Here is a 15,594-nt window from a genome sequence, read left to right on the forward strand (position 1 = left end):
AGGCCGCCAAACCGTCGGACCGCCAAACCGTCATGTCGCCAGGCCGTCAGGACATCAGGCCGTCAGTCAGGCAGTTGGTGTTCCGTTGACGAGTTCGAGCACATCCTCGCCGTACTTCTCCAGCTTGGACTTGCCGACCCCGGCGATGCGCAACAGTTCGGCCGGCGTCTTCGGAGCGGCCTCGGCGATCGCCACCAGGGTGGCATCCGTGAACACCACGAACGCCGGCATGGAGGCCTCCTGGGACGTGGACAGGCGCCATGCCTTGAGGTTCTCGAACAATCCCTCGTCATAGGTCGGCGGGCAGTCCAGGCACCGGCCGGTCTTGCGCTCGGCCCCGGTCTCCAGCAGCGTGCCACAGGAGCGGCACTGCGCCGGGTGGGCGCGCTTGCGGCCCGAGCCGCGCGCACCGGAACCGGACGTTCCCGCGGTGCCGGGCCGGCGTCGGCCCTGGCTCTGGGCCCCATGCCGGGAGTCCGCCTCGGGGTCCAGTGAGTCCAGGAAACGGGAGGGCTTGCGGGTGGAGCGTCCGCCGGTGCCGCGGGAGAGGGTCCAGGTGAGGAACAGACGCAGCCGGGCGCGGGTGATGCCCACGTAGAGCAGGCGCCGTTCCTCGTCGATGTCCTCCTGGGTGTCCGCGAAGCTGATCGGCATGAGGCCCTCGGAGAGTCCGACGAGGAAGACGGCGTCCCATTCCAGGCCCTTGGCCGAGTGGAGTGAGGCCAGCGTGACGCCCTGGACGGTGGGCGCGTGCTGGCTGGCCGCGCGTTCGTCCAGTTCGGCCACGAGGTCCGTGAGGGTGAACTGGTCACCACGGGTGGTGGCCAGTTCCTCGGACAGGGCGACCAGGGCGTTGAGCGATTCCCATTTCTCGCGGGTGGCACCCGAAGCCTGCGGAGCCGCCTCGGTGTAGCCCAGGGACGCCAGGACGTCCTTGACCCGGCCGGGGACCTGGTCACCGGATACGTCCTGGGCAGACCGGGCCGCGGCCCGCAATTGCAGTATGCCGTCCCGGATCTCGCGTCGGGAGAAGAACCGTTCTCCGCCCCGGAGCTGATAGCCGATGCCGGCGGCGGCAAAGGCGGACTCGAACGCCTGGGACTGGCCGTTCGTGCGGAACAGGACCGCGATCTCTGCGGCCTGGATGCCCTCATCGAGCAGTTGCTTCACCTGGGCCGCGATCCACCCGGCCTCGGCCTCATCGTCCGAGCATTCGGCGAACACCGGTGCCGGACCGTGGTCCCGCTGGGACACGAGCTCCAGGGGTTCGGCCCACCGCGGCATCGACCCACGGACACCGTCCGGTCCTGGCACGGGCACCCGTTGCCGGGTGCGTTCGGACAACAGCCGGTTGGCGAGGTCCACGATCTCGGGGGTGGACCGGTAATCCCGGACGAGCTTGACCATGGTGGCGTCGGAGTGTTCCTGGCGGAAGTCGAGCAGGAAGCGGGACGTGGCCCCGGTGAAGGAGTAGATGGTCTGAGAGGCGTCCCCGACCACGCACAGCTCGTTCCGTCCCCCCAGCCAAAGATCCAGCAACCTGTGCTGCAGAGGCGAGACGTCCTGATACTCGTCCACGATGAACACGCGGTACTGGTCCCGCACCTGGGCGGCGATCTTCGGCTCCGTCTCCAGGATGCCCACCATGATCAGCAGGACGTCCTCGAAGTCGATCAGGTTCCGGTCCGTCTTGACGTCCTCGTACCCCTGGAACAACCGGGCCACGCCGTTGGCGTCCCAGCCTGTCGGCATCTCGCGGCCGGCCGCAGCGGCGGCATACGAGTCCGGGGTACGCATGGAGACCTTGGCCCACTCGATCTCGCCGGCCAGGTCCCTCAGCGCGGCGCGGTCAGTGGTGGTGCGCAGGCGCCGAGCGGCCTCGGCGAGCATGTTCACCTTGTGGTCCACCAACTCGGGGACGGCTCCGCCGACCGCCTGGGGCCAGAAGTACTGCAGCTGGCGCAGGGCGGCCGAGTGGAAGGTCCGCGCCTGGACCCCGTGGGTGCCGAGGTCCCGCAGCCGGGTGCGCATCTCGGCGGCGGCGCGGGCCGTGAAGGTCAGTGCCAGGGTGCGGTGCGGGTCGTAGACGCCGGTCTGCACGCCGTGGGCGATGCGGTGGGTGATGGCGCGCGTCTTGCCCGTCCCGGCCCCGGCCAGGATGCACAGGGGCCCGTTGAGGGTGGTCGCGGCCTGGCGCTGCTCGGCGTCCAGGCCCGCCAGGATGTCTGTGGCGATATCGGGGTGGTCGGTCACGGTCCTCCGGAGGGTGTCGTTCAGTTCTGCAGTGTGCGCGGTTCGGGCAGCGGTCCGCCGAACCAGTGTTCGATCAGGGCACGGGAGATGGACGCGGCCCCGGGGATGGTGATGTCTCCGCTGGCCACCGTCTCCTCCAGCTCCTCACGCGTGAACCACCGCACGTGGGCCACCTCGTCCCGGTCCGCGTCGGCCTCGTCAGGATGGTCGGTCACCGCTGTATAGCCCAGCATGAGGGACTGCGGGAACGGCCACGGCTGCGATCCCAGGTACACGGGTGAATGGATGCGCAGGTTCGATTCCTCGTGGACCTCACGGACGACAGCTGCCTCGAGCGACTCCCCCGGTTCCACGAAGCCGGCCAAGGTCGAGTACATCGCGGGTCCCCAGGCGGCGTTGTTGCCCAGCAGCACACGGTCATCCTGATCGGTGACCGTCACGATGATGGCCGGGTCCGTGCGCGGGAAGTGCTCCGAGCGGTCCTGCGGGCACACCCGGACCCAGCCCGACTGGGTGATCGCGGTCGGGGTGCCGCACCGCGGGCAATGCGTGTGCCCGGCATGCCAGTTGGCGATCGCCACGGCCTCCACGAAGACCCCGGCGTCCCGGTCTGTCAGGGCCGCCGCCGCGTCCCGCAGGCCGACCCAGGCGACCTGTTCCGGCTGGTTCACCGGCCGGCCTCCGGCCTCTCCCTCCGTGAGGGTGGGCTGCTCGTCGGCGACCAGCAGGATCAGTTCGGCCCGGGGCTGGGTCTCCCGATCGCTCCCGTCGGCATCAGGCTCGACGCCGGCTGCCGAACGGCCGAGGTACACGGCACCGTCCGGCAGCTCACCGTCCGGTCGGACCAGGACCAATTGACCGCCGAGAACGGGCGCACGACCGCCGGTCAACCACAGCACGCGGGCTTCCGGCTGCGCCCAGACCTGTTCCAGCCATCCCTCACGGGCCCGTTCCTCGCAACCCCGGTCCACGTTCTCCCGAGCCAGGGGAAGCCGGCCGAGGGCGGGAAGGATTTCGTCCGAGGTACGCATACCTCCACGGTACCGCCCGGTGCGGACACCGTTGCGTCGATCCGGTAGTGGCTGTGGAGCAGGACCGGGTCCTGCTGGAACCACCGCGGCACATCACGGCGACACACCAGGGCGCCATCCGCCACGTCCGGTCATTCGGCGACTCGCCGCACCTGAGCCCCCCTGCCGCCGGGGCGGGAAAGTACGGTGGTGGGTGTGAACCGTACGCCCATGGAACTTGCTGCCTTGGCCAGCGCCGCCATCCCCGATCTGTCCCCGACCGGTGTGGTCGGCTCCCCGGACGATCCCCGGGACTTCTCGGCCGCCGTCGTCTTCGACCGCCACGGAAGCCGGTGGCGGGTGCGGTCCCCCCTCCACGAGGAGGCGGCGATGCGGCTGGAGACCGAGCTTCAGGTGCTGTCCGGCTTCACGCCCGGCATCCGCGCCGGACTGCCGTTCCGGGTGCCGTCCGTGGCCGGGGCGGTTCGCCTCGACGGTATGCGCACCTTCGTCTACCACGACATGCCGGGCGAGGAGATGGAGCTCGAGGACCTCACCGAGCTCGGCGGCAAGACTCCCGATGACATCGGGCGGGTGATCGCCGCGGTGCACGCGCTGCCGGCCGCCGTCGTCGAGAACGCCGACCTTCCCGTCTACACCGCGGACCAGTTCCGCCAGCGCCGCCTCAATGAGCTGGACCAGGCCGCGACCACGGGCCGCATTCCCGCCATACTGCTGCGTCGCTGGGAGAACGCGCTGGAGGAGATGGAGCTCTGGGAGTTCTCCCCCGTGGTGGCCCACGGAGACCTGCACGAGGACAACCTGCTCGTGGACCAGGGCCGGCTGGTCTCGGTGACCGGGTGGACCGATCTGCACATCGGCGATCCGGCCGAGGACTTCGCCTGGCTGGCGTCCTCCGGGAACCAGGAGTTCACGGACCAGGTGGTCAAGGCCTACTGGCAGCACCGGTCCGGGGGAACCGTCCAGGACGGGCACCTGTTGCGCCGGGCCGTCCTGGCGGCCGAGTTCGCCCTGGCCCAATGGCTCGTCCGGGGCATCGCCGCCGATGACGAGGAGATGGCCGCCGAGGCCGAGGCCATGCTGCAGGAACTGGAGGCGGATGTGGAGGAACACGGCGGGCAGGTCATCAGCGCTGCGCCCGCTGTGGAACCCGCTGCGCATCCTCAGGGCCTTGCCCCCGCCAGCACCGATGATCCTGCTGACGATGAAGACACCGGGGAAGGCGCTGACGATGACGACGCCGTCATCATGGATCACGCACGCTCCCCCGAGCAAGACGGCACCGATGAAGCGCCTGGTGCAGATCAGTCGGTGACGCATGATGCGGCATCGGATGGCTCGGAGGATGAGCTGGTGCCGGACGAACTGGCGGCAGATGCGGCCGAGTCCGGCCACCCGAGCGAGACCGTCGGCCCGGACGATGCTGACGACCCGGACAATGCTGACGACCCTGAAGACGCCGAGCATGTGAGCAGCACCGAGGTTCAGGAGCACGCCGAAGAACAGGGCGATTCCGAGAACGACGATTCTGAACACAATCTTTCTGGGAGCCATGCCGCGGCACCCCACCAGGAGGGGCCCCCGACGACGGCCCTGGACCTGGACGAGGTCCGGCAACTCGACATCCGCCGGGCCTCAAACCCGTCCTGAACCGATGAAGACCGGCCCGGCATAGACGTGGATCAGTCACGCTGGGGCATGACTGCCCGCGCCAGGATCGCCTCGAGTTCAGCTTCGCCGGCCAGGTTGTGCAGGGCCCGCTCCGTGCCGTGCGCCACGTAGACGAAGCAGGCACTGATGTTCTCCAGCGGGATGTTGTGCAGCCGTGACCAGGCCAGTCGGTAGACGGCCAGCTGCAGGGACTTGACCTCCAGGTCCCGGCCGGAGGGCACCGCGCCGGTCTTCCAGTCGACGAGCTCCCATCGCGCCTGCGGATCGTTCGGCTCCTGTGGTGAACCGCCCTCGCGGAAAACGGCATCGATGCGGCCACGCAGGGTGACTCCCCCGACCGTGGTCTCCGCCGGTGGCTCGATGTAGGCAGGCACCCTGTCCGCCCAACGGCTGGCCAGGAAGCTCTGCTTCATCGGCTCCAGGTCCAGGGCATCCTCCACCCAATGGTCCGCCGAGTCCTCCGGGTCGTCGAAGTCCAGCATGCCGGTGCTGCCGAAATGGTCCTCCACCCAGGCGTGGAAGGCCGTCCCCCGCCGGGCGGCATGGGCCGGTGGACGGGGCATCGGCCGCCGGAGCTGACGGGCCAGGGCCTCGGGATCGTTGGCCATCTCCACGAACGTCGAGGCACTGACGTGGCTGGGCAGCTCGACCAGGTTCCCACGGTGGTTCACCGGGGTGGACCGTTCGAGGACCCATTCCACCTGACGCGCCAGATCGCTGGCCGGCTCATCATCACCGACTTCTCTCAGGTCGGCCTCGGTCAGCTCGGCCTCGGTCTGATCTGCCTCGGTCTGGTCTGCCTCAACCCGCAGCGGATCGGCGTCCCGCACCCAGCGGGCTGCCGTCTCCAGCGCCGCCCGACGGGGACGAGCCCTCGGTGGCAGGGCCGTCGCCCGGTCGAGATCGTCGGGGGCCGCGGGGTCCATGACGAGGACCTCGGGACCGTCCAGCGGGTCGAACGGCCACCAGGCGGACAACCTTCGCTCGGCGAAGGGGTTCTCCTCCCCGGCCTCGGACGGGTCCGCCCAGGGGCCGGTGGTGATGTGTACGCGGCTGGAGTCGAGGAGCTCCTGCAGGAACGGAGACGGTGTGGACGGGGTCTTGGTGACACCGCGCCAGTGGCTGCCGCTGAGCAGCAGGAGTGTCCTGGCCCGGGTGAAGGCCACGTAGGCCAGGCGCCGCTCCTCCTGGAGGTGGTGCACGGCGGCACTGTCCTTGTAGGAATCCGGGTAGTTCTCCTTCTGGCCCTTGAGGAACCACCCGACGGCGTGCCCGGCCCAGTCCCGTTGGTTCTCCCAGTCGGTGTTCCACTGCGGCAGACTGTGCCGGTCACCCCGCAGATCCCAGGGCAGGTGTCCGGAGCGTTCGGAGGTCCAGGTGTCGAAGGTCTTGCCGGGGAACTGCCCGTCCACCAGCCCTGGCACGGCCACGATGTCCCATTCCAGCCCCTTGGAGGCGTGGGCCGTGAGCAGCTGGACGGCATCATGGCGGGGTTCCACGCCGGCGATGCCGAGGCCCTTCTCGCGTTCCTCGGCGGCCTCGAGCCAGGCCAGGAACGCCGTGAGGTCTGAGCCGGATCCTTCGGCGGCTCCGTTGGTGAAGTCCCGGGCCGCGTCCAGGAAGGCGTCCAGGTGCCGACGGGCGGTGACTCCGGACTGTCCCGGCCGGGCAGCGACCTCGATGTCGAGCCCGAGGGTGGACTCGACCAGCCGGATCAGGGCGGTCAGGTCCAGCCCGGTCTGCCCGGCGAGGTAGCGCAGTTCCCGTGACAGCCGCTCCAGCCGTTCCCGGCCCCGGGCGCTGAAGCTCCGTCCGGACCGGCTCGTCCAGTGGGGGTCCGGGAGCCAGTCCAGGGCCTCGATCAGGGAGGAGGACTCGGCGTCCTCCTCCGGTGAGGTGTCCTGCTCGGCCGCCCCGCCGCCGTCGGGCTCCCCGGGGCTGCGGCGCCGGGTGCGGGCAAGCATCGCGGCCCGCTCCTGCAACACCACCAGGTCGGCCGCACCGATGCGCCAGCGGGCACCGGCCAGCAGGCGCATCAGGTGGTCAGACCGGCTGGGATCGGAGATGACCTGCAGCACGGCGATGAGGTCCGCCACCTCGGGCACGGAGAGTAGTCCGGACAGCCCGAGGACCTCATAGGGCACGCCAGCGGCGTTCATGGACTCCATCAGCGGTTCGAACTGGCTGCGGGTGCGGCACAGGATCGCCCGCGTGGGCCGCTTCGCCACCGGCAGGTCCTGGCGTGCGGCCTCCTTCAGGGCGGCGACGACGGCCGCGGCCTCCTGCTCGGAGTCCGGCAGCCAGGAGGCCCGGACCTCGCCCTCGACGGCCACCGGCGACGGCTCCAGCGGCTTCACCTGGATTCCGCCCACCGGTTCGCTGCGGAGGGGGTCCGCCACCGTATTGGCCGCCGCGAGCACGGTGAGGGAGTTGCGCCACGCCGTGGTCAGGTAGCTGACGGGCGCCGGGCCCGCCGCACCCTCCGGGCCGGGCACCGAGAAGCTGTGCGGGAAGGAGAACAGCTGACCGGCGGAGGCCCCCCGGAATCCGTAGATGGACTGGTTGGGGTCGCCGACGGCGGTGACCGGGTGGCCGTCCACCCCGAACAACCCGCGGAACAGCTCCAGCTGGGCATGGGAGGTGTCCTGGAACTCGTCCAGGAGCACCACCCGGTAGCGGGAGCGTTCGATCTCCCCGACGGCGGGGACCTCCTGGGCGATCCGCGCGGCATACCGGACCAAATCGCCGAAGTCCATGACGCCGGCGTCGTGCTTGGCCTGGCGGTACGCGACCACGAGTTCGGACATGACCCGGCGCAGCCGGAGCATGGTGAACACCGAGGCCACCGTGGCGTTGCTGCCCTCGACGGCCTTCTCGCTGAACGGCAGGTTCTCCCCGAAGACCTGTTTCTCGGCCAGGCATCTCTCCACCTCGTCGGGTTCCACAAGGTGTTCGGCACAGTCCGCGGCCAGCTTGATGGTCCCCCTCACCAGGGTGGAGGCCGGGATGTTCGCGAAGCCGAGGTCGCCCTCGTAGGCGCGCACGATGCGGGACACCAGCTGGTATGACTGGGCCTCACCGATCATGCCGGTGTCCGGTTCCAGGCCGATGCGCATCCCGTGGTCCCGCACGAGCGTGTTCGCATAGGAATGGTAGGTGGAGACGCTTGCCCGGGCGGGACCCTCCGTCGTCAGTCCGTCCTCGGTCTCGGCGTCGGAGGCCACCGGGGACAGGTCCAGGCCCGATTCGACCAGCAGATCGAGCTTGCGGTTGATGCGCTGCGCCAACTCGCCGGCAGCCTTGCGGGTGAAGGTCACGCCGAGCACCTGGTCCGGGGCGGAGAAGCCGTTGGCCACCAGCCACACCACCCGGTCGGACATGGTCGCTGTCTTCCCCGAGCCGGCCCCCGCCACCACGAGCCGGGGCTCCAGGGGCGAGGTGATCACGGCTGCCTGCTCGGCGGTGGGCTCATGCTGTCCCAGCAGCCGGGACAGCTCCTCCGGGCTGTACCGGGCGGTGCTCACGTCCGGACTCATCGGTGCCATTCGGTGGTTTGCCTTCCGATGCTGTGGATCGGGCAGATGGCGGGCAGGGCACAACCGGGGTTGTCCGCACCACCGTGGATCGCCAGGTACCGGGGCCCGATCATGGCGCGGGCCGCGGTGAAGATCTGCTCGATCGCCCACTGTCGACCCGGGTCCAACGCGGGCTGGCCCTGGATCTTGACGCTCTTGTTGGTGGTGCGCAGCTGGACCAGTGCGGCCCCGCCCGGTTCGGTGGGCCTCTCGAAGTCCTCCGCCGGCAGGGCCCCCGCGGCGATGGCCGCCTGGTAGACGCCCAGCTGGGGCAACTCCTGCAGCTCGTCGTTCGAGGGTGCTCGTTTGCCGGTCTTGAGGTCCACCACGTAGGGCCGCCCCTCGGCGTCCTTCTCCAGCCGGTCGATGATGCCGTTGATCTGGACCCGCAGCCCGTCACGCTCCAGCTCCTGGTGGAACTGGTGCTCCACGGCGACCCGCGACCGGCCGTCCTGCTCCATCTGGCGCAGATACCCGACGAAGTAGCCGATCATGCGCCGCGCGTCTGCGGCCACCCGCTCCGCCTCCCATCCCGGTTCCAGGCCGAGGCCCGGCAGCCGGCGTTCCAGCTCGGCCAGGAGGTCCTCGGCGGGGCCGTCCGGGTGGCGCTCCGCGATGGCGTGGATGAAGGTGCCGATGGACTGGGCCTGGGTGGTCCCGGCCTGACCGCCGGCCTGGTAGATGAACCAGTTCAACGGTGACTTCAGGGCCGATTCGACCCGCGACGGCGACACCGGCACCGCTGTCAAGGCGGTGTCCACGAGCGGCTGCTCGGTGGACAGTGGCAGCAGCCCCCACCAGTCGGCGGGATCCGCCCCGCGGATCCCCTCGTCCGCCAGCCGGGACAGGGCCGAGGCGGCCGCTCGCACCCGGGCCGGCGGGCCGACGTCGTCCGCCGGCTCCGGCCCCGCGGGCCCCGTGCCGTGTCCCGTCACGCCGGGGGCGGCCACCGTATCGGGCTGCTGCGAACGTTCCTGCAGGCCGGTGGTGGCCTCCTGCTCCAGCTCGCGGCGTAACCCGGCCACCAGGGCACCGGCGGTCAGGGGTCGCGGCACGTCCGTCAGGGGCCGCTCGTTCTCCACGTCCCTCCAGGGCTCGACGAGATCGAGGAAGTCGGAGGGCTGGTGGTTCTCCGAGGACACGGCGATGCCGATGACGCGTTCCCGGGCTCGGGAGACGGCGGTGGCGAAGCTGCGCAGCTCATCCTGGCGCACCTCGGCCAGCCGGGAGCGGTGATCCATGCGGGTGGCCTTGCCCTGGGCGACATCGGCGAGGTCCGTGGCCCCGAGCAGCTGTCCGCGCAGCCGGGTGTTGGGCCAGACCCCGTCCTGCAGTCCCGCGATGATCACCACGTCCCATTCCCTCCCGGCCGCGGAGGCCGGCGTCACCACGGACACGGACCCCTCCTGGACGGCGGTCGAGGCCAGGGAATCCATCGGCAGATCCTGGGCCTCCATGTAGTCGGCGAAGGCCAGCGGGGATGCCCCCGGAAACTGGTCCACATAGCGTTCGGCCGCCTGGAAGAGCCCGACGACGGCGTCCAGGTCCCGGTCGGCGCGCCGGGCCGCGGGGCCGGTACCGGTCACGGCCTCCCGCTCCCAGCGCGCGGGCCGGTCCGAGGCCGCCCACAGGGCCCACAGCACGGTCTCGGCGGTGGCGGCCGGGTCCGCCGCGGCGGCCCGGCCGGCCGAGACCATCCGGGCTAGACGCAGCACGCCGGCCCCCGGGACGGGGTGGTCCGCCAGCGCCTCCGGATCCTCGAAGGCCTGCAGGAGCAGCTCGGTGCTGGACCGGGTGCCGCCGGCCGCGCGTTCGTCCTGCAGGAGGCGCTGGCGCAGTTGGCGGAGGTGCAGGGCCGTCGCCCCTCCGTAGCTGCCGCCGGCCAGCCACAGCGCCCGGTCCAGGTCCAGCACCGAGTCCGGCTCCCCGGCCGGGGTGGAGACGGTCCTGAGCAGGGAGAGCAGGGGTGTCACGGCGGGCTCGGTCTTGAGCACGGTGTCCGTCACAGAGCGGTTGACGGGGATGCCCTCAGCCTCGAGGTACCGTCCGAGTTCGGCGACGAGCGGCCCCGAGCGGGCGATGACGGCCATGTTCCCGAGGGGCACGCCGCCGCGGTGGTGCAGGTGCAGCACCTGTTGGAGCACCAAGAGCTGCTCGTGCGGGGGCGAGGCCACGACATGGACCGTGGCCTTCACCTCCGGGTTTGGCTCCGGCGGGGACGGCAGGAGCTCCTGACGCAGCGCCAGTGTGCCGGGCAGTGCCGGGATCCGGCGGGCCACCCGTTGCCAAGCCGCCAGGACTCCCCCGCCCATCCGGTGGCCCGTGGTGAGGGTCAGGGTGCGGCCGGGCCGCTGGGCGGTGGCCAGGCACTCCGGGTAGTCGCGGACGAGGTCCGGCCGGGCGCCGCGGAAGCCCTGGACCACGGTGTCCGGGCTGGCCGTCGCGATGACGTCCTGCCCGGTGGCGAGGACGCGGATGAGGCGGTGCACGGCGGGTGTCGCCTCCTGCAGGTCGTCGATCACCAGCACGGGCAGGCTTCCCCGCTCGGCGTCCAGCAGCTCGGGGAAGTCCTCCAGCAGGCGGGAGGCCGTGGTGATCAGCCCGGCCGGGTCGAACGCCTCGCTCATCCCGAGGTCCAGCCGGTCCCGGTAGTCCTGCAGGAGCACGGCAGCGGCCGTCCACTCGGGGCGGCGGTGCTGGCCGCCCAGGTCCTCCAGCTGCCCGGGTTCGATCCCATATTCGCTGGTGCGGTCGATCAGCTCGCGGACCTCCTTGCGGAACCCCCGGGTGGTCACCGCCTCGGAGAGGTCCTCGGGCCAGTCCGGGCCGCCGCGCTCCCCGGAGGCGTAGGACTCCAGCAGTTCCGCGATCACCGTGTCCTGCTCCGCGCCGGAGAGCAGCCGCGGGGTCCGCTCGACCGTCGGCAGGAACCCTGCCGTCCTGGCCCGGCGGATGAGGTCGAAGGCATACGCCGCCCAGGTCCGCACGGGCGTGGCCGCACGGGTGCCCCGGCCGGCCTGGTCCAACCGCACGGACAGGGCGTCCCTCAACCGAGCGGAGGCCTGACGGGTCGGAGCCAGCACCAGCAGCCGGGAGGGGTCCAGCCCGGCCTCGATGCGCCGCGCCGCGTACTCCACCGCGAGGGTACTGCGTCCGGTGCCGGGTCCGCCGAGCACCAGGACCGCGCCGTGCCCCGGAGCCAGGTCCAGTACCTGCTGTTGGTCGGCATCGGGGGTGAAGGTCTCGGCGCGGACCTGCTTCGGTGCGGTCAGGCGGAGGCCGTCATGCTGCGCTTCGGGGGACATGTCTTCATTCAACCAGCCGCCCCGGACAACTTAACGAACCACACTGGTCAATCCGGCTCGTGACCCCAAACCCCCACTGATCAGCCCAGCCGGGCCTTCAGCTCCGCGAGCACCGCCCTCGCGGCCTCGTCCGGTGACCAGCGTGCCCGGGCGAGGTCCACGCGCACGAGCTGGCCGGCGTCGGGAGGACCGGCAGCCTGCCCCTTCAGCGGTGTGCGCTCCTCGGCGTAGTGCGGCGCCGCCCGCGCGGACAACGACGCCGGCAGGGAACCATCGGCGCGCACGATCCGCCACCAGCAGGTCCCCTCGGGCGCCTGGGACATCGCCCGGCCGGCCTGGCGCGGCCCGCCGGCACCCAGCAGCCCGGCCAGTCCCCCATAGCTCACGGCAAGGCCCGGCGGGACGAGCTGGGCAGCCAGGACCAGCGCCTCAGAGAGCTCATATGGTCCGGGGGGAAGGTCGGGAAAGGTGCCCACGGGTGTCCATTCTGCCGGACCTGTCCACAGCGGGCCGCGTTGCGGGTGTAGGGCGTCCGTGCCACGCGGTACCGTGATGGCGTGAGCGACGTAACAGCATCCTCCCCCACTGAAGTGCCGGCCCCCGCGCCGGTCTCGGACCCCGCCGTCCAGGCAGCCCAGGCGGTCGTCGCGGCGCTGCCCTGGCACCAGCAGATCCGTGTCGGCTTCGACCTGGAGACCACGGGCCGGGACCCCAACGAGGCCCTCATCGTGACCGCCTCCCTCGTGGTGGTCGATCCGCACGGCAACCTCGCCGCCAGCTACGAGTGGCTGGTGGACCCCGGCGTGCCGATCCCGGAGGAGGCCGCCGCCGTCCACGGGGTGAGCACCGAGAGGGCCCAGGCCGAGGGCATGCCCGCGGACCAGGCCGTCGTGGAGATCGCCGACACCCTGCGGGACTTCTTCGATGCCGGGATCCCGGTCATCGCGTTCAACGCCTGCTACGACTTCACCGTCATGGACCGTGAGCTCGCCCGCCGTGGCCTCGAACCGCTGCAGAACCGGTGGATCATCGACCCGTTCGTGATCGACAAGCAGGTGGACCGCTTCCGCAAGGGCAAACGCACCCTGACCGATGTCTGCGCCCACTACGGCGTGACGCTCCTGGACGCCCACACCTCCGCGGCGGACTCACTGGCGGCCGTCGGCGTGGCGGACGGCCTGGCGGTCAAGTACGCCGCCCTGCAGGTCGGGCTGGCCGAGCTCCACTCGCTCCAGGTGCGCTGGAAGGCCGAGCAGGCCGCCAGCTTCCAGGACTACCTGCGCCGCAAGGACCCCGCCGCCGTGATCAACGGCGACTGGCCCGTGCAGCTGCGATAGGGCTCGTCCGCGTCCTCCACCTGATCCTCACCCTGGACCTCGTCCTGAGAGGTCGGCGACCCCTAGGAGGTCGGAGCGGTCGCGGCGGCAGCAGCCCGGGCCGCATGCGGCAGGGCGGCGGCGATCCGCTCCATGGCGGAGTCGTCATGCGCGGAGGAGACGAACCAGGCCTCGAAGACGCTCGGTGGCAGGTAGACCCCGTGCTCCAGCATCGCGTGGAAGAACGGTGCATACCGGAAGGTGTCCTGGGCCTGGGCGTCGGCGTAGTTGTGGACACCGCCGGCCGAGGTGCCGAACGCCACCGAGAACAGGGTCCCGGCCCGCTGGATCGAGTGGTCCACCCCGGCCTCGGTCAGGGCCCCGACGAGCATCTGCTCCAGTTGCTGCGAGCGCCGGGTGATCGCGTCATAGACCTCGCCCGTGGCGTTCTGCAACGTGGCCAGGCCGGCGGCCATGGCCACCGGGTTCCCGGACAGGGTGCCCGCCTGGTAGACGGGTCCCAGGGGGGCCAGCAGGTCCATGACCTCGGCACGGCCCGCCACGGCTGCGGTCGGCATGCCGCCGCCGATGACCTTGCCGAAGGTCCACAGGTCGGGGGTCCAACCCTCGACCTTCCCGGACAGGCCCCAGTAGCCGGTCTCCGAGGCACGGAAGCCCGTGAGCACCTCGTCCCAGATCAGCAGGGCGCCATGGCTTTCGGTGATGCCGCGGAGGAACTGGTTGAAGCCCTCCTCCGGGGTCACCACGCCCATGTTGCAGGGTGCGGCCTCGGTGATGACGGCGGCGATCTCCTGCCCGCGGGCCGTGAAGGTCTCCTCCAGTGCGGAGCGGTCGTTGTAGGGCAGCACCAGGGTCTCCGCGGCCTGAGCCTCGGTCACTCCGGCGGACCCGGGCAGGGACTGGGTGGCGACCCCGGAACCGGCGGCGGCGAGCAAGCCGTCCGAGTGGCCGTGGTAGCAGCCGGCGAACTTCACCACGAGGTTGCGTACGGTGGCGCCACGGGCCAGGCGGATGGCGGTCATGGTGGCCTCGGTGCCGGTGGAGACCATGCGGACGCGGTCCACGGGGACCTTCCCGGCGATCAGCTCGGCCAGTCTCAGCTCGTCCGGGGTCGAGGTGCCGAAGGACAGCCCGGCATCCACGGCCCGGTGGACAGCGTCCACGACGGCGGGGTGGTTGTGCCCCAGCAGCATGGGGCCCCAGGAGCACACCAGGTCCACGTACTCGCGGCCTTCGGCGTCGGTCAGGTAGGGGCCGGCGGCCTTCACCATGGACACCGGGGCACCGCCGACCGAGCCGAAGGCGCGGACCGGGGAATTCACGCCCCCGGGGATGACGGCCCGGGCGGCGTCATACAGGGCGGCGTTGGTGGTGGGAGCGGTGTTGGCGGTGTTCGAGGTGGTCTCGGTCATCAGAGGCGTCCTTCCTTGATCCAGCGGGCCAGCTCGGTGGCCCAGTACGTCAGCACGGTGTCCGCCCCGGCCCGGCGGATGGACAGCACGGACTCCATCACGGCGGCGTCACGGTCGATCCAGCCGTTGGCCGCGGCGGCCTCGATCATCGCGTACTCCCCGGAGATCTGGTAGGCGGAGACGGGTACATCAGAGGCGTCAGCCACGTCCCGCAGGATGTCCAAGTAGCTCATGGCGGGCTTGACCATGACCATGTCCGCACCTTCGTCCAGGTCCAGGGAGACCTCGAGCAGGGCCTCGCGGCGGTTGGCGGGATCCATCTGGTAAGTCTTGCGGTCACCCGTGAGCTGGGAGTCGACGGCCTCGCGGAAGGGACCGTAGAACGCCGAGGAGTATTTCGCGGCGTAGGCGAGGATCCCGGTGTCCTGGTGGCCGGCGTCGTCCAGGTCCTGACGGATGACGGCCACCTGGCCGTCCATCATCCCGGAAGGACCCACCAGGTCGGCACCGGCCTCCGCCTGGGCCACGCCCATCCGGCCGTAGATCTCCAGGGTCGCGTCGTTGTCCACGGCCCCACCCTCGGTCAGGACGCCGCAGTGTCCGTGATCGGTGAACTCGTCCAGGCAGAGGTCGGACATGACGACCAGGGAGTCGCCGACCTCCTCCTTGACAGCGCGGATGCCGTCATTGAGCACCCCGTCCGGGTCCAGCGAGGCCGAGCCGGTGGCATCCCGGGTCTCGGGGATGCCGAAGAGCATGATGCCCCCCACACCCAGCCCGGCGGCCTCGGCGGCCGCGGCCTTCAGGGTGTCCCGGGTGTGCTGGACGACTCCCGGCATGGACTGCAGCGCCACCGGCTCGGTGATGCCCTCCCGCACGAACACCGGCAGGATCAGGTCCGCCGGATGGATCCTGGTCTCCGCGACCAGTCGGCGCATCGCGGCGTTCTGGCGCAGTCGGCGCGGACGGTGGGTGGGAAAGGACATGGGTACCTCGGCATTTTCTCGGCA

General features: G+C 70.9%; 9 protein-coding genes. 2 read left to right on the top strand and 7 right to left on the bottom strand.

Annotation, left to right across the window (positions count from 1 at the left end):
• Nucleotides 1-66: 66 nt before the first annotated feature.
• Complete coding sequence (locus tag ACFFIO_RS05530) at nt 67-2,253, bottom strand: ATP-dependent DNA helicase UvrD2 (RefSeq protein ID WP_378040590.1); 2,187 nt, start codon at nt 2,251-2,253, stop codon at nt 67-69.
• A gap of 20 nt (nt 2,254-2,273) precedes the next feature.
• Nucleotides 2,274-3,284 carry an NAD(+) diphosphatase gene (gene nudC, locus ACFFIO_RS05535; RefSeq protein ID WP_378040591.1) on the bottom strand — a complete coding sequence of 337 codons (1,011 nt, stop codon included), beginning with the start codon at nt 3,282-3,284 and terminating at the stop codon, nt 2,274-2,276.
• A 210-nt stretch (nt 3,285-3,494) separates the two neighbouring features.
• On the opposite strand from nudC, the gene ACFFIO_RS05540 reads away from it, so the two are divergent.
• Nucleotides 3,495-4,934 carry a phosphotransferase gene (locus tag ACFFIO_RS05540; protein WP_378040592.1) on the top strand — a complete coding sequence of 480 codons (1,440 nt, stop codon included), beginning with the start codon at nt 3,495-3,497 and terminating at the stop codon, nt 4,932-4,934.
• Nucleotides 4,935-4,966: 32 nt separating this feature from the next.
• Here the strand turns inward: ACFFIO_RS05540 and ACFFIO_RS05545 are convergent, their stop codons facing one another.
• From ACFFIO_RS05545 to ACFFIO_RS05555, 3 genes are all read right to left on the bottom strand, one after another.
• The gene (locus ACFFIO_RS05545) at nt 4,967-8,479 is read right to left on the bottom strand and encodes an ATP-dependent helicase (protein ID WP_378040593.1); all 3,513 of its coding nucleotides are present in this window, start codon (nt 8,477-8,479) and stop codon (nt 4,967-4,969) included.
• Nucleotides 8,480-8,487: 8 nt separating this feature from the next.
• Nucleotides 8,488-11,835: an ATP-dependent helicase gene (locus ACFFIO_RS05550; protein ID WP_378040594.1), complete on the bottom strand. Its 3,348-nt coding sequence runs from the start codon at nt 11,833-11,835 to the stop codon at nt 8,488-8,490.
• A gap of 80 nt (nt 11,836-11,915) precedes the next feature.
• On the bottom strand, nt 11,916-12,311 hold the full coding sequence (locus ACFFIO_RS05555) for an MGMT family protein (protein ID WP_378040595.1): 396 nt from the start codon (nt 12,309-12,311) through the stop codon (nt 11,916-11,918).
• Between the two features lie 177 nt (nt 12,312-12,488).
• On the opposite strand from ACFFIO_RS05555, the gene ACFFIO_RS05560 reads away from it, so the two are divergent.
• Nucleotides 12,489-13,172: a 3'-5' exonuclease gene (locus ACFFIO_RS05560; protein ID WP_378040731.1), complete on the top strand. Its 684-nt coding sequence runs from the start codon at nt 12,489-12,491 to the stop codon at nt 13,170-13,172.
• A gap of 62 nt (nt 13,173-13,234) precedes the next feature.
• On the opposite strand, the gene hemL is transcribed toward ACFFIO_RS05560, so the two are convergent.
• On the bottom strand, nt 13,235-14,584 hold the full coding sequence (gene hemL / locus ACFFIO_RS05565; RefSeq protein WP_378040596.1) for a glutamate-1-semialdehyde 2,1-aminomutase: 1,350 nt from the start codon (nt 14,582-14,584) through the stop codon (nt 13,235-13,237).
• Nucleotides 14,584-15,570: a porphobilinogen synthase gene (hemB, locus tag ACFFIO_RS05570; protein WP_378040597.1), complete on the bottom strand. Its 987-nt coding sequence runs from the start codon at nt 15,568-15,570 to the stop codon at nt 14,584-14,586. Before hemB ends, hemL begins: the two co-directional genes overlap by 1 nt.
• Between the last annotated feature and the right edge of the window lie 24 nt (nt 15,571-15,594).

Source organism: Citricoccus parietis, from assembly GCF_042433045.1.
Taxonomy (GTDB): Bacteria; Actinomycetota; Actinomycetes; order Actinomycetales; family Micrococcaceae; genus Citricoccus; species Citricoccus parietis.

Coding starts and splice junctions, on each gene's coding strand:
- nudC (WP_378040591.1), bottom strand. CDS start 3,284: ATGCGTACCTCGGACGAAATCCTTCCCGCCCTCGGCCGGCTTCCCCTG.
- ACFFIO_RS05540 (WP_378040592.1), top strand. CDS start 3,495: ATGGAACTTGCTGCCTTGGCCAGCGCCGCCATCCCCGATCTGTCCCCG.
- ACFFIO_RS05550 (WP_378040594.1), bottom strand. CDS start 11,835: ATGTCCCCCGAAGCGCAGCATGACGGCCTCCGCCTGACCGCACCGAAG.
- hemL (WP_378040596.1), bottom strand. CDS start 14,584: ATGACCGAGACCACCTCGAACACCGCCAACACCGCTCCCACCACCAAC.
- hemB (WP_378040597.1), bottom strand. CDS start 15,570: ATGTCCTTTCCCACCCACCGTCCGCGCCGACTGCGCCAGAACGCCGCG.